This window comes from Geodermatophilus sp. SYSU D00684, from assembly GCF_054050455.1.
The window spans coordinates 1-13,372 of sequence record NZ_JBJGZI010000025.1 but is presented as its reverse complement, the minus strand read 5'-3'; the positions used below and the strand labels follow the sequence as shown (position 1 = coordinate 13,372).

The 13,372-nt window shown below is 77.6% G+C and carries 11 protein-coding genes and 1 pseudogene; 4 read left to right on the top strand and 8 right to left on the bottom strand.

Annotated elements, in window-relative coordinates; genetic code table 11:
* From ACI79L_RS17755 to ACI79L_RS17725, 7 genes are all read right to left on the bottom strand, one after another.
* Complete coding sequence (locus tag ACI79L_RS17755; protein ID WP_456938036.1) at positions 1-732, bottom strand: PIG-L deacetylase family protein; 732 nt, start codon at positions 730-732, stop codon at positions 1-3.
* Between the two features lie 130 nt (positions 733-862).
* Positions 863-1,150 (bottom strand): hypothetical protein, encoded by a 288-nt coding sequence (locus ACI79L_RS17750; RefSeq protein ID WP_456938035.1) that lies wholly within the window; start codon positions 1,148-1,150, stop codon positions 863-865.
* A gap of 65 nt (positions 1,151-1,215) precedes the next feature.
* Complete coding sequence (locus tag ACI79L_RS17745) at positions 1,216-1,947, bottom strand: HAD family hydrolase (RefSeq protein WP_456938034.1); 732 nt, start codon at positions 1,945-1,947, stop codon at positions 1,216-1,218.
* Entirely contained in the window at positions 1,944-3,095 is a 1,152-nt protein-coding gene (gene wecB, locus ACI79L_RS17740; RefSeq protein ID WP_456929820.1) for a non-hydrolyzing UDP-N-acetylglucosamine 2-epimerase, read from the bottom strand. Before wecB ends, ACI79L_RS17745 begins: the two co-directional genes overlap by 4 nt.
* Positions 3,092-4,087, bottom strand: a complete 996-nt coding sequence (locus ACI79L_RS17735) for an ATP-grasp domain-containing protein (protein ID WP_456938033.1) — start codon at positions 4,085-4,087, stop codon at positions 3,092-3,094. The genes wecB and ACI79L_RS17735 overlap by 4 nt, the downstream gene beginning before the upstream one ends.
* A gap of 62 nt (positions 4,088-4,149) precedes the next feature.
* Complete coding sequence (locus ACI79L_RS17730) at positions 4,150-5,331, bottom strand: hypothetical protein (protein WP_456938032.1); 1,182 nt, start codon at positions 5,329-5,331, stop codon at positions 4,150-4,152.
* Positions 5,328-6,758, bottom strand: coding sequence for a glycosyltransferase (locus ACI79L_RS17725; RefSeq protein WP_456938031.1), 1,431 nt, complete (start codon positions 6,756-6,758; stop codon positions 5,328-5,330). Before ACI79L_RS17725 ends, ACI79L_RS17730 begins: the two co-directional genes overlap by 4 nt.
* Before the next feature lie 219 nt (positions 6,759-6,977).
* Here ACI79L_RS17725 and ACI79L_RS17720 point away from each other — a divergent pair, with 219 nt between their 5' ends.
* From ACI79L_RS17720 to ACI79L_RS17710, 3 genes and pseudogenes are all read left to right on the top strand, one after another.
* Positions 6,978-7,229 carry a DUF4244 domain-containing protein gene (locus ACI79L_RS17720; RefSeq protein WP_456938030.1) on the top strand — a complete coding sequence of 84 codons (252 nt, stop codon included), beginning with the start codon at positions 6,978-6,980 and terminating at the stop codon, positions 7,227-7,229.
* 44 nt (positions 7,230-7,273) lie between these two features.
* Positions 7,274-7,606: a TadE family type IV pilus minor pilin gene (locus ACI79L_RS17715; protein WP_456938029.1), complete on the top strand. Its 333-nt coding sequence runs from the start codon at positions 7,274-7,276 to the stop codon at positions 7,604-7,606.
* Positions 7,603-7,932: pseudogene (locus tag ACI79L_RS17710) on the top strand (Rv3654c family TadE-like protein); the annotation flags it as partial. The gene ACI79L_RS17715 and the pseudogene ACI79L_RS17710, both read left to right, overlap by 4 nt.
* A 27-nt stretch (positions 7,933-7,959) precedes the next feature.
* Here ACI79L_RS17710 and ACI79L_RS17705 read toward each other — a convergent pair.
* Positions 7,960-10,551: a DEAD/DEAH box helicase gene (locus ACI79L_RS17705; protein ID WP_456938028.1), complete on the bottom strand. Its 2,592-nt coding sequence runs from the start codon at positions 10,549-10,551 to the stop codon at positions 7,960-7,962.
* Between the two features lie 348 nt (positions 10,552-10,899).
* Here ACI79L_RS17705 and ACI79L_RS17700 point away from each other — a divergent pair, with 348 nt between their 5' ends.
* Positions 10,900-13,155, top strand: a complete 2,256-nt coding sequence (locus tag ACI79L_RS17700; protein WP_456938027.1) for a sodium-translocating pyrophosphatase — start codon at positions 10,900-10,902, stop codon at positions 13,153-13,155.
* Positions 13,156-13,372: the final 217 nt, after the last annotated feature.

Here is a 13,372-nt window from a genome sequence, read left to right as displayed (position 1 = left end):
TCAGCGGCGGCCGGCGGCCATCGCGGAGGTGTGGGGCACCAGCGCCCAGGCCGCGGGGACCGCCGCGGGGACCGCCGGCGCGACCGGGGCGAGGTCGAGCACCATCCGCGTGGGCTGGAAGGCCTCGGCGTAGCCGATGCGGGCCTGCGCGCCCCAGTGGCGGGCGGAGGCCACGACAGCGTCCGGCTCGACCATCGCCGAGCGCTCCACCTGGGAGGCGTGCGCGGCGAGGGCGTCGAGCTTGCCGCCGAGGTGCGCGGTGACGTCGACGTACACGCTCGGCGCGAAGGCCAGCGTCGACGGACTCTGGTAGTGCAGGATCCGCGGCAGGCGCCGGGCGGCACCCAGGGTGGCGGCGGCGATGGCGCGGTGGTCCTGGTGGCTGTCGTCGGGGGCGTGCACGTAGACGAGGTCGGCGGCGGTCTCCTGCAGCACCTGCTCGATGCGGCGGATCGTGTCCGAGTCGGCCACGACCTCGCAGTCGCGCAGCCCGCCCCAGGCCAGCCGCGCGCCGACCAGCTCGGCCGCGCGCTGCTGCTCGACGCGCCGGCCGGCGATCTGGCCGTCGTCGCCGGGGCCGTTCTCGCCGCCGGTCATCACGAGCATGGTCACCGTGTCCCCGGCCGCCACGTGCGCCATCAGCGCGCCGCCGCAGCCGAGCTCGATGTCGTCGGGGTGGGCGCCGATCGCCAGGACACTGCGTCCCGGGCCCCTCGTCGTCGTGCCGTCCACGACCGCCGTCCTCTGCTCGCCAGGGGCGGCATCCCCGCCCGACACCTGTCCATCGGCGCCGCCGGCGGCGCCCTCCAGCGCGGTGACGGGACCTCCCCCCTCGGGGGTAGATCCGGTCGCGCGCAACCGGTCAGCCCGCGGTGGGCGCGGGCGTCCCGCGGTCGCGGCGCCGCCGGGAGAGGACCACCGAGGTGCCGCCCACCGCGCCGGCGGCCGCGAGGCTGATGACCACGCCCATCCCGTTGCCGTCGGCCGGCAGCTCCGCCGAGGACGGGCAGCAGGGCCCGAGGTCCCGCCAGGCGACGTCGTAGGAGCCGTGGACCTGCCCGGAGACGGCGGGGACCGCGCGCCGCCGCGTCCGGCCTGCCGTGTGGCCCCCTCCCGGACCGCGGCGCACCCGGCCCCGCCGGAGGTCCATCGGACGTCCGGGGTGCCGCGTGCAGGCGGCCGCGAGCCGGGTCCCCGAGGAGGGACCGGCCGTCCTCAGACCGCGACGGCCCGGGCGACCACCGCGAGGGCGAGCTCCGCGGCCTCGGGGAACGTGCCGGTCCCCGCCCACGGGGCGGGGACGTCCGGCGCCGCCGCGTACTCGCCCTGCCGGACGCGGATCGCCCGCGCGCCCACGGCCGCGGCTACGGCGACGTCCTTGCCGGGCCGGTCGCCGATCACCAGCACCCGGTCGGCGGGGACGCCCAGGCGTGCGGCGAGCGCGAGCAGTCCCTGCGGGGCGGGCTTGCGCGCGGCCCGGCCGCCGAGGGTGTCGGTGACCAGCACCTCGGTCAGCAGCGGGCCGAGCCCGGTCGCGGCGAGCTTGGCCGCCTGGATGACCGGGTTGCCGTCGGTCAGGCAGCCGACGGGCACGGCGCGGACCAGCGCCGCGAGGGCCTGCGGGGCGCCGGGGTAGGGGGCGAGCCGCGCCGGCGCGCACGCGGTGAACGCGGCGACCAGCGGCGGCACGTGCCGGGCCAGGTCGCCGGCGGGCACCCCGGCGGCGAGCAGCGCGCGGTCGATCGTCCCGCCGGCGTCGGACCCGGCCGCCAGCTCCGCGACGAGCGCGGCGTGCACCGCGTCGCCGTCCAGCCCGGCCGCGCCGGCGGCGGCCCCGACGTCCGCCGCGGCCGCGGCCAGATAGGCGGCCTGCGGGTAGAGGGTGTCGTCGAGGTCGACGACGACGGCCAGCGGCGGCGGGCCGTCCCAGGCCGGCGCGGTGCTCACCACGGCAGCCGGCCGTCGGTGAAGTCGGGCTCGTCCAGCGCCAGCAGCGCGTCGGTGGCCTCGTCGGCGAGGACGGCAGCCACCTGCGGCCCGGTCGTGCCGTCGCCGTAGGGGCAGGGCAGGCCGGCCGCGCGGGCCTGCCCTGCAGGGCTGGTGTGCGCGGCGGCCGCGGCCAGGACGGCGTCGGCGGCGGAGTCGTCGGCCAGGCCGGCCAGCGTGGTGGTGCCGGCCTCGACGCCCTCCCACCGCGGCGTCGAGCCGCGCAGCACGACCACCGGGACGCCGAGGAAGGCGGCCTCCTCCTGGATGCCGCCGGAGTCGGTCACCGCCAGCCGGGCCGAGGCCAGCGCGGCCAGCAGGGTGTCGTAGTCGACCGGGCCGGTGCGGGTGATCGCCGGGTGGTCGAGCTCGGCGTCCAGGCCGGCGGCCGCCAGGCGGGCCGCGGTTCGCGGGTGCACCGGGAAGGTCACCGGCCCGACCTGGTCGGCCAGCGCGCGGACGACCCCGACCAGCCGCTTGAGCCGCACCGGGTCGTCGACGTTGGTGGGCCGGTGCGCGGTCACCAGCACGCCGGACCGCTGCGCCACCGGGACCGGGCGGACGCCGCGGGCCACGAGCGTGTCCACGACCGGGTTGCCGACCACGAACACGCGCTCCGCGGGCACGCCCTCGGCGGCGAGGAACGCCGCGGCCCGCCGGGTCGGGGCCAGGTGCAGGGCGGCCACCGCCGCGGCCACCCGCCGGTTGACCTCCTCGACGCTGCGCGGGTTCAGGCTGCGCAGCCCGGCCTCGAGGTGCGCGAACGGCACGCCGGCGCCGCGGGCGGCCAGCGCGTAGGCGGGCACGGTGTTCGTGTCGCCCAGCGCCAGGACGACGTCGGGCCGGAACCGGGCCACCGCGCGGGCGGCGTCGGCGTGCAGCGCGCCGTACCGGGCGGCGGGGTCGTCGGTGGGCAACGCGAACCGGCAGGTCGGCGCGAGGCCGAGGGTCTCCTGCAGCCGGGTGGAGAGCGCCGGGTCGGTGTGCTGGCCGGTGTCGACGACGTCGACCCGATGGCCCGCGGCGGTCAGGGCCGCCACCACCGGGGCGAGCTTGACCACCTCGGGGCGGGTCCCGAAGGGCACGAGCACGTGCCGCCGGCGGCTCACGCGGACACCGCCTGCGCGGCGCACGGGTCGGTCACCGGGGTGCCGTCCTCGGCGGTGTAGGTCTCGGCGAAGTAGCGGCTCATCCGCACGCCCGGGGTGAACCACAGGTGCGGCAGCCGGGCCTGCGGGTCACGGATGCCGGCGAGGTGGGCGCTGACGACGTCGGCCCCGGCGGCCAGCGTGAGCGGCAGCCCGCCCGAGAACCGCGGGTTGATCTCGACGACGGTGGCGCGGCCGTCGTCGGCGACGAAGCCCTGCACGTTCGCCGGGCCGGTCAGCCGCACCGCCTCCAGCGCGGCGGCGACCACGTCGGTCACGGCGGGGGAGTCGAAGGTGGTGCCCTTGACCGAGATGCCCGCCCGGGTGTCGTCGCGCCAGCGCGGCACCACGGTGAGCAGCCCGCCGTCGCGGCCGACGAGGGCGTCGGCGGTGAACTCGCGCCCCTCGAGCCGGGTCTGCGCGATGAGCGAGGCGTCCCCGGACAGGGCCTCGGCGACCGCGGAGCGGGCGTCGAGCAGGCGCACCCCGCGGCTGCCGCGCCCGGCGCGCGGCTTGACCACCCACGGGCCCGGGACCCGCACCAGCCCGGCGGGGGTGTCGGTGGTGGCGGGGTGGGGGACCCCGGCGTCGCGCAGCGTGCGGGCGAACGCGGCCTTGTCGCAGCACAGGTCCACGCTGTCCGCCGACGGCAGCCAGGTGGCCACCCCGGCCGCGGCCAGCTGCTCCGCCCCGGCGATGAGGGCGGGCAGCTCCTCGGCGACCGTGCCGATCAACGCGTCCACGCCGTGCGCCGTCGCGACGGACACGAGGGCGTCGACGAAGCGCACGTGGTCCGCGCGCGGGACGACCGCGCCGACGGTGGCCAGCGCCGCGCCGGCGGCGGTCCCGTCGGCGTCCACGCCGACCACCCGGTGCCCGAGGGCGACCAGGCGGCGGACGACCGCGACGCCGGCCGGGCCGCCCGCCCCGGTGACGAGGACGGCGGGGCGCACCGCGTCCGGGTCCGCGTGCCGACCGCGAGCCGGAGGCGTGGGCGCGGGGTGCAGGGTCGAGGTCACCGGGGTGTCTCCGAGTCGTTCGGGCGGGCGAAGCTGGCGGGGTGCGGGACGGCGGGACCGGGCGGCGGCGGGGCCGCGGGCGGCGGTGCGGCCGGGGACGCGGCGGGCGGCACCGCGATCCGCGCGACCGGGACCGTCGGGTGCGGCGCGTGGACCAGCCGGGCCGCCACCCCGTCGTCGACAGCCGGCCGGGCCAGCAGCCAGCCCCGCGCCCACAGCCGCAGCGAGGCCACCCGGCTGTCGGTGACCGGCTCCCACTGCCGCGCGGCGACGCACTCGGCGAGGCAGTCCAGGACGGCGAGGTCGGTCTCGTAGGTGGCCACGGCCACGAGCGAGGCGCTGTGCGCGCCGAGGCCGTCGGCGGCCAGCTCGCGGACGCGCTCGGCCCGGCGGTCCGGAGGGAGGTGGCCGAGCCGGTAGTCCACGCGCCCGGACTCCCGGCGGGCGGCCAGCCAGGCCGACAGCCGGCGCGGGTAGACGTGGCGGTGCAGCAGCCCGGTGACCGTGGTGCGCCGCTTCCGGGCGCGCCGCTCGTCACCACCCGGGTCCCGGTAGCCGAGGCCGGGACGCGCCCAGCTGTCGGGACGGCGGGCGGTGTGCCGGCCCGACACGTCCTGCTCGGCCCGCTCGAGGGTCGGCAGGGTGATCCACACCATGAGCAGGAAGCCGCCGAGGGTGGCGACGAGGTTCCACACCGTGCCGACCCAGTCGTGGAAGAGGACCAGCGCGCCCTCGCCCCACAGCAGGCCCGCCCCCGCCGACAGCAGCAGCCGGCCGTGGTTGAGCAGCAGCAGCGCCGCGACGGCGACCAGCAGCCCCCCGACGGCGTGCAGCCTGCGGCTGCGCAGCACGACCGCGGTCAGCGCGGTCAGCCCCAGCACCGACAGCACCGACGAGCACGACGCCGTCACGACCGCGTCGATGATCCCGCCGTCGCCGGGGAAGAGCAGCACGTGCCGCGGCAGCACCCCCGACACCTGCCCCGGCGCGATCCAGCCGAGCACCGTCGCCACCCCGGCGGCCTCGACCACCTGCAGCGGGCCGGACAGGTAGCGGAAGCCCAGCACGCAGATGGCGGCGGCGAGCGCGAGGTCGAACAGCACCGGCACCAACCGGCGGTTCGTCCCGCGCCACGCACTGCGGCGGACGGGCGGGGCCGCGAGGCCGGCGGCGCTCACCGCTCCTCCCCGGCGGGAACGGCGAACGACCGCGGCCGGCCCGCGGGCTCGGCGGCGCTCTCCTCGACGGCGTGGGCCGGGGCGGCCGGCGCTGCCGGCAGCACGGTCGAGGTGGCGCCCGACCGGCTGGTCTTCACCCAGCTGTAGGGCCGTCCGAGCATCCCGTCGACGTAGGCGCGGGAGGTGATCCAGATCGACAGCGCGAACGCCGGGAGGAAGCCGAGCAGCCGCCAGGCCGACCGCCGCTCGACCCGGCCGACCAGCAGCCCGACGCACAGCTCGGCGAGCGGGCCGATGAACAGCAGCATCGACAGCGGCAGCAGCCCGACGACCGGCAGGTCACCGATCCCGAAGGCCCGCAGGACGGTGAGCAGCAGCCCCAGGCCGGACAGCATCGGCACGTGGTAGACGGCGAGGAACAGCGACGTCTCGACCTTCTCCAGCGGGGAGAGGTGCGGCGTGCGCATGAGCGGCCGCCAGTAGTCGCGCAGGCACTTCTGGTGGCCGCGGGCCCAGCGGTAGCGCTGCTTCCAGAACCGCTGGGCGCTGACCACCGCCTCCTCGAAGTCGATGGCCGAGACGTCGTAGCGCACCCGCTGCCCGGCCATGAGGATGCGCAGCGTCAGGTCGGTGTCCTCGGTGACGGTGTCCGGGTTCCAGCCGCCGAGCGCCCGCAGCGTGCTCATCCGCACCGCGCAGTTGGCGCCGCCGTAGGCGGGCAGCTCGAACAGCGCCTGGCGGCCGTACTCGTTGACCAGGTAGCCGGAGAGGTAGTCGACGAAGACGACGCCGGCCATGGACGAGTCCTTGCCGTTGCGGATCACGCAGCGGCCCATGACCGCGCCGACCACCGGGTCGCGGAAGTGCCGGACCAGCCGGCGCAGCGCCGTGGGCTCGGGCTCGTGGTCGGCGTCGAAGACCAGCACGACCTCGGCGTCGACGAGGTCGAGGGCCTCGTTGAGCGCGCCGGACTTGCCGCCGCCGGCGCCGGGCGGGCGGTGCAGCACGCGCAGCCGCGGCTCCCGCGCCGCCCAGGCGTCGAGCTTCGCGCCGGTCGCGTCGTCGGAGCCGTCGTCGACGACGACCAGGGTGAGCCGGTCGGCCGGGTAGTCCAGGGCGAGCAGCGCGGACACCATCCCGTCGACGACGAGCTCCTCGTTCTTGCAGCCCACGAGCACCGCGACCGGCGGGGTGTAGCTGTCCAGCCCGACGTCGGCGGCGAGCAGGTCGCGCTCGGCCCAGCGGGCGGCGGCGACGGCGAAGGAGAGGTGCCGGCAGAAGTAGACGCCGAACACCACGTTGAGCGCGCCGGCGACGACGCCGAGCGTCCGGTCCAGCCCGAAGGCGGCGGCCGCGGCGGCGAGCGCCACGACGTAGCCGGCGAGCACGAGGGGGCGGCCCTCGGGGCGGTCGGTGCCGTGTGCCACGGGTCCTCCTCCCGGCCTGCGGTGACGCGTGCGCGCCACCTCCTCGCAGATTCGGCATCTGCGGGGACCACCTGAAGCGGAAGCACCGACACCCCGCCGTCCGCCGTCCACAGGCGGCCCGTCGTCCACAGCCTGCGGGCGGACGCCGACGGAGGCGCCCGGCGCGGCGAGGGTCGGGGCGCGCCCCGCGACCGGGGCCGACCGACCCGAGGAGGAGCCGTGACCGCCCACCACCCGCCCGCCGAGGACCCGGCCAGGCCGATCTCCGAGGAACCCGCGCGGCGAGGGCTCGCCGCGCGCTGGGCCCGGGTCCGCGCGACCGCCGAGGCGGGCATGAGCACCGCCGAGTACGCCGTCGGCACGGTCGCGGCCTGCGCCTTCGCCGCGGTCCTGTACCGCGTGGTGACCGGCGGCTCGGTCGTCAGCGCGCTCGGCGACCTGGTCGAGTCCGCGCTCGGCGCCCTCTCCTGACCGTGCGCCGCCACGCGGTGCCCCCGGACCGGCGGGAGGCCGGGATGGTCACCGCCGAGACCGCCGTGGTGCTGCCCGTGCTGGTGCTCGTGCTCGCGGCCGTCGTCTCCGCCGTCGTGGTGGTCGGCGCGCACCTGCGCTGCGTGGACGCCGCGCGGGAGGGCGCCCGCGCCGCCGCCCGCGGGGAGGACGCGGCGCAGGTCCGCGCGCTGGCCGCCCGGGTGGCGCCGGACGGGGCGGTGACGGCGGTGGTCGTCGCGGGGGAGGAGGTCCGGGTCACCGTCGCCGCGTCGGTGGCGCCGCTGGGCGCCGGCCCGGCCGTCGGGGTCGGGGCGAGCGCGGTCGCCCGGCTGGAGCCCGGGGTGGCCGGCGGGTGAGCGAGCCGGAGCGGGGCTCGGCGACGGTGTGGACGGTGGCCCTGGCCGGCGTCCTCGCGCTGGTCGGGCTGGCCGCGGTCCTCGTCGGCGCGGCGGTGGTCGCCCGCCACCGCGCCGGGTCCGCGGCCGACCTCGCCGCGCTCGCCGCCGCGACACGGGCGGTCACCGGGGACCCGGCCGCGTGCGCGGCCGCCGCCGAGGTGGCGCGGGCCAACGGCGCGGACCTGGCCGCCTGCACGGTCGGGGACGGCGCGGTCGTCGACGTCCGGGTCGCGGTCACCGTGCCGCTCGGGCCGCTGGGCGCCCGCCGCGCCGAGGCGGCCGCGCGCGCCGGGCCGGCACCGCCCGCGGGCTCAGAAGACCAGGCCGTCCTCGACGTGGCCGGCGCCGGCGTCCGCGGCGGGCTCCGCGGGCCCCTCGGCGTCGGGCTCCTGGGCGGGCCCGGGCCGGGGAGCGGTCCGCCCGGTGCCCGGCCGCCGCAGCAGCCCCCGGACCGGTCCGGTCGGCATCACGTGTGCGGTGCCCTCGGCCTCGGGCTCCTCGGCGTCGTCGGCGTCCGCGGTGTCCTCGGCCGCGGCCAGCTCGTCGAGCACGACGTCGAGCACGCGCACCGCGCCGGCCTTGTCCAGCGGGTCGTTGCCGTTGCCGCACTTGGGCGACTGCACGCAGGAGGGGCAGCCGCTCTCGCACTCGCAGCTGGCGACGGTGGCGCGGGTGGCCCGCACCCAGCGCCGCAGCGCCGCGAAGCCGCGCTCGGCGAAGCCGGCGCCGCCGGGGTGCCCGTCGTAGACGAACACCGTCGCGGTCCCGGTGTCGGGGTGCAGCGCGGTAGACAGCCCGCCCAGGTCCCAGCGGTCACAGGTGGCCAGCAGCGGCAGGATGCCGATCGCCGCGTGCTCGGCCGCGTGCAGCGACCCGGGCAGCGCCAGGTCGTCGACCTCGGCGCGGGCGACCGCGTCGGCGTCGAGGGTCAGCCACACCGCCCGGGTGCGCAGCTGGCGCGGCGGCAGGTCCAGCGGGAACTCGGCGAGCACCTCGCCGGTGCCGGCCCTCCGGCGCTGGTAGGCCACGACCTGGTTGGTCACGTCCACGACGCCGGTGTGCGCGGTGACCGTGCCCAGCCGGCGGGTGCGCTCGACGTCCACGACGGAGAGGTCGGTGACGTCGCGGGCCACGGTGGTCCACTCCGGGCTCTCGGCGTGCACGACGGCGCAGGCGTCCTCTGGGTCGAACTCGTCGACGACGAAGGTCTCGCCGCGGTGCACGTACAGCGCGCCGGTGTGCACGGTGGAGTGCGCCGCCCCGCCGTCCACGGTGCCCAGCAGCCGGCCGGTGTCGCCCTCGATGATCGCCACCGGCTCGCCGCCGCTGCCCCGGATGTCGACCTCGGGGCGTCCCCGCCCGGCCCAGTACCAGCCGGCCGGGCGCCGCCGCAGGTCCCCGGCGGCGACGAGCTCCTCCAGCCGCGCCTCGGCCACCGGGCCGCCGAAGTCGGGCAGGTCCTCGGGGGTCAGCGGCAGCTCGGCCGCCGCGGAGCACAGCTGCGGCCCCAGCACGTAGGGGTTGGCCGGGTCGGTGACGGTGGCCTCGACCGGCCGGCCGAAGACCGCGCGGGGGTGGTGGGCCAGGTAGTGGTCCAGCGGGTCGTCGCGGGCGACGAACACGACCAGCGACTCGCGCTGCGCCCGCCCGGCGCGGCCGGCCTGCTGCCAGAGGGAGGCCAGCGTGCCGGGGTAGCCGGCGAGCACCACGGCGTCGAGGCCGGCGATGTCGATGCCGAGCTCGAGGGCGTTGGTGGTGGCCACGCCCAGCAGCTCGCCCGCGGACAGCGCCCGCTCCAGCTCCCGCCGCTCCTCGGGCAGGTAGCCGCCGCGGTAGGAGTCCACCCGCCGCACCAGGTCGCTGCGGCCCCGGTCGGCCAGCAGCCGGCGGGCCTGCTCGGCCACCGACTCGGCGCTGCGCCGGGACCGGACGAACGCCAGCGTCCGCGCGCCGCGCTCGACCAGGTCGGCCAGCAGCCCGGCGGTGTCCGCGGCGGCCGACCGGCGCAGCGGCGCCCCGTGCTCGCCGGTCTGCTCGGTGAGCGGGGGCTCCCACAGCGCGAAGGTCGCACCCGGGCGCGGGGAGCCGTCGTCGGTCACGGCCACGACCGGCGCCCCCACCAGCCGGCTGGCCGCCGCGGCCGGCTCGGCCACGGTCGCCGAGGCCAGCACGAACACCGGGTCGGCGCCGTAGCGGCGGCAGATGCGGCGCAGCCGGCGCAGCACGTGCCCGACGTGCGAGCCGAAGACGCCGCGGTAGGCGTGGCACTCGTCGATGACGACGTAGGCCAGCCGGCGCAGCGTCGAGGACCAGCGCTGGTGGGCCGGCAGCACGCCGCGGTGCAGCATGTCCGGGTTGGTGACGATCCACCGCGAGTGCCGGCGCACCCAGTCGCGCTCCTCGGCGGGGGTGTCGCCGTCGTAGGCGGCCGGCCGCACCGACGGGTCGGCCAGCGCGGCGACCGAGGCCAGCTGGTCGCGGGCCAGCGCCTTGGTCGGCGCGAGGTAGAGGACGCAGGCGCGCGGGTCCTCGGCCAGGCGGGTCAGCGCGGGCAGCTGGTAGGCCAGCGACTTGCCCGACGCGGTGCCGGTGGCCACGACCACCGAGGTGCCGTCGTGGGCGAGCTGGGCGGCCTCCACCTGGTGCCGCCACGGCTCGCTGACGCCCTGCTGCTCCAGCCGTTCCCGCAGGCCCGGCTCGACCCACTCGGGCCAGGGCAGCGTCCGGCTCTCCCGCACCGCCAGCCGGTGCACGTGGGTGACCGGGGACTCCTCCTCCGGGGTGCCGGCCAGCAGGTCCCCGAGCAGCTCGGCGCCCGGCGGCACGGCGTCCGGGGACCCGGCGCTCCCGGGGGGCGCGGACCCGTGCGCGGCGGCCGCACCGTGGACCGGCGTGCCCTCCACGGCGGTGCCCTCTCCGGCGGTGCCCTCTCCAGCGGTGCCCGGCGCCTCGCCCCCCGAGGACCCTCCGCGGCCGGGTGGGGGAGCAACCGACCGGACCGGGTGGAGCGTGGTCACCCCTCCACTGTCACACCCGGGGGCAAGCCGCCCCTCGTCCCGGGGAGGGGAGCGCCTCTCCGCCCACCTGCGGTCACGCGCTGCCCCCGAACCGGTTCCGGGGAGGGGGCAGACCGCGGAGTGTGATTCCGCTTACACTCGCGCCTCGTCTCCGGGCGGTCCCGCCCGCCGACGTGCTCTCCGCCGACCGGGGACGCGAGCCGCCCGTCGGCAGCCGACCGCTGGGAGGTACCGATGCCGGACAATGATCTCTCCGGCGGGGACGTCGTCCTCGTGACGGCAGCCCTCGTCGTCTCGCTGGCTGCACTGGTGTTCGCGTGGTCCCTCGTGCGCGCGGTCCTGGCCGCCGAGCAGGGCACCACCCGCATGCGGGACATCGCCCGGGCCGTGCAGGAGGGCGCCGGGGCCTACCTGCGGCGGCAGTTCCGCACGCTCGGCGTCTTCGCCGTGATCGTCTTCCTGCTCCTGCTCGTCCTGCCGGTCCACGACGGCGGCTGGGGCACCCGCATCGGCCGCGCGGTCTTCTTCCTCGTCGGAGCCCTGTTCTCCGCCACGGTCGGCTTCATCGGCATGACGCTGGCCACGCGCGGCAACGTCCGGGTCGCGGCAGCCGCCCGCACCGGCGGCTACCGGCCGGCCTTCCGCATCGCGTACCGCACCGGCGGGGTCTGCGGGATGATCACCGTCGGCCTGGGCCTGTTCGGCGCCTCGCTGGCGCTGCTGCTGTTCGACGAGACCGCCCCCGTCGTCCTCGAGGGCTTTGGCTTCGGCGGCGCGCTGCTGGCCATGTTCATGCGCGTCGGCGGCGGCATCTTCACCAAGGCCGCCGACGTCGGCGCCGACCTCGTCGGCAAGGTCGAGGCCGGGATCCCCGAGGACGACCCGCGCAACGCGGCCACCATCGCCGACAACGTGGGCGACAACGTCGGCGACTGCGCCGGCATGGCCGCCGACCTCTTCGAGTCCTACGCGGTGACCCTCGTGGCCGCGCTGATCCTCGGGCAGGTCTTCTTCGGCGCCGTCGGCATGGTCTTCCCGCTCGTCGTCGCCGCGATCGGCGTGCTCGCCTCCGTCGTCGGCATCCTCGCCAGCAACCCGGGCAAGGGCGACGCCAGCGGCCTGGCGCCGATCAACCGCGGCTTCTTCACCTCCGCGGTCGTCTCCCTCGTCCTCGTCGCCGCCGCGGCCTTCACCGTGCTGCCGAGCGTCGCCGACGTCCCCGACTCGGTGGTCAACCCCCAGGTGCTCGGCTTCGTGTCCGTCCTGATCGGCATCGTGCTCGCCGCCGCCATCCAGCAGCTCACCGGCTACTTCACCGAGACCAGCCGCAAGCCCGTCCGCGACGTCGGCCGCAGCTCGCTCACCGGCCCCGCGACCGTCGTGCTCTCCGGCATCTCGCTGGGCCTGGAGTCGGCCGTCTACGCCGCCCTGCTCATCGGCGCCGCCGTCTACGGCGCCTTCCTCATCGGCGGCGGCGCCGCGTTGTACGCCGTCGCCCTGGCCGGGTGCGGGCTGCTCACCACCGCCGGCGTGATCGTCTCGATGGACACCTTCGGCCCGGTCAGCGACAACGCGCAGGGCATCGCCGAGATGTCCGGCGACATCGACGAGGACGGCGCCCGCGTGCTCACCGACCTCGACGCGGTCGGCAACACCACCAAGGCCATCACCAAGGGCATCGCGATCGCGACCGCCGTGCTGGCCGCCACGGCGCTGTTCGGCTCCTACAACGAGCAGGTCCGCGTGGCGCTCGACGGCGTCGACATCGGGCAGGCGTTCAGCCTGGTCGAGCCGGACAACGTCGTCGGCGCGGTCATCGGCGCGGCGGTGGTCTTCCTCTTCTCCGGGCTGGCGATCAACGCGGTGTCCCGGGCCGCCGGGCGGGTGGTGTTCGAGGTCCGCGAGCAGTTCCGCACCCGTCCCGGGATCATGGACTTCTCCGAGCGGCCGGACTACTCCGCCGTCGTCGACATCTGCACCAAGGACTCGTTGCGCGAGCTGGCCACCCCCGGGCTGCTGGCCGTGCTGGCGCCGGTGGCGGTCGGGTTCGGCCTCGGCTTCGGCCCGCTGGCCGCCTACCTGGTCGGCGCGATCGCCGCGGGCACGCTCATGGCGGTCTTCCTCGCCAACTCCGGCGGGGCCTGGGACAACGCCAAGAAGATGGTCGAGGACGGCGCGTACGGCGGGAAGGGCAGCGAGGCGCACGCGGCCACCGTCATCGGCGACACCGTGGGCGACCCGTTCAAGGACACCGCGGGCCCGGCGATCAACCCGCTGATCAAGGTGATGAACCTGGTGGCGCTGCTCATCGCGCCGGCGGTCGTCAGCCTGCACGTGGGGGAGGGCGCCAACACCACGGTGCGGCTGCTCATCGCCGGCGCCGCGGCGCTGGTGGTCATCGGTGCCGTCGTGGTCTCCAAGCGCCGCTCGGTCGTCGTCGGCGGCACCGCCGGGGAGCCGGCCGGCACGCTGACCACGTCCGCTTCCTGAGACCACCCCGCGAGCCTCCGCCCGGCCCGGCCGGGCGGGGGCTCGCGGCGGCGGTCTGTGGACGGGCAGCCGGCTGTGGACGACGCGGCCGGTCCCGCCGCAGGGCCGCCCTAGCGTCCGCGGGGGGGGGGCCCCCCCCCGCCGCCCCCCCCCCCCCGCCCGGCCGGGTGCCCGACCCCCCCCCAAAACACAAAGAAGCCCCCCCCCCCGCGGCCGG

What these genes read in the sequence shown, in the direction of transcription:
- ACI79L_RS17750 (WP_456938035.1), bottom strand. Translation starts at nt 1,150, where the DNA reads ATGGACCTCCGGCGGGGCCGGGTGCGCCGCGGTCCGGGAGGGGGCCAC.
- ACI79L_RS17715 (WP_456938029.1), top strand. Translation starts at nt 7,274, where the DNA reads ATGGTCACCGCCGAGACCGCCGTGGTGCTGCCCGTGCTGGTGCTCGTG.
- ACI79L_RS17700 (WP_456938027.1), top strand. Translation starts at nt 10,900, where the DNA reads ATGCCGGACAATGATCTCTCCGGCGGGGACGTCGTCCTCGTGACGGCA.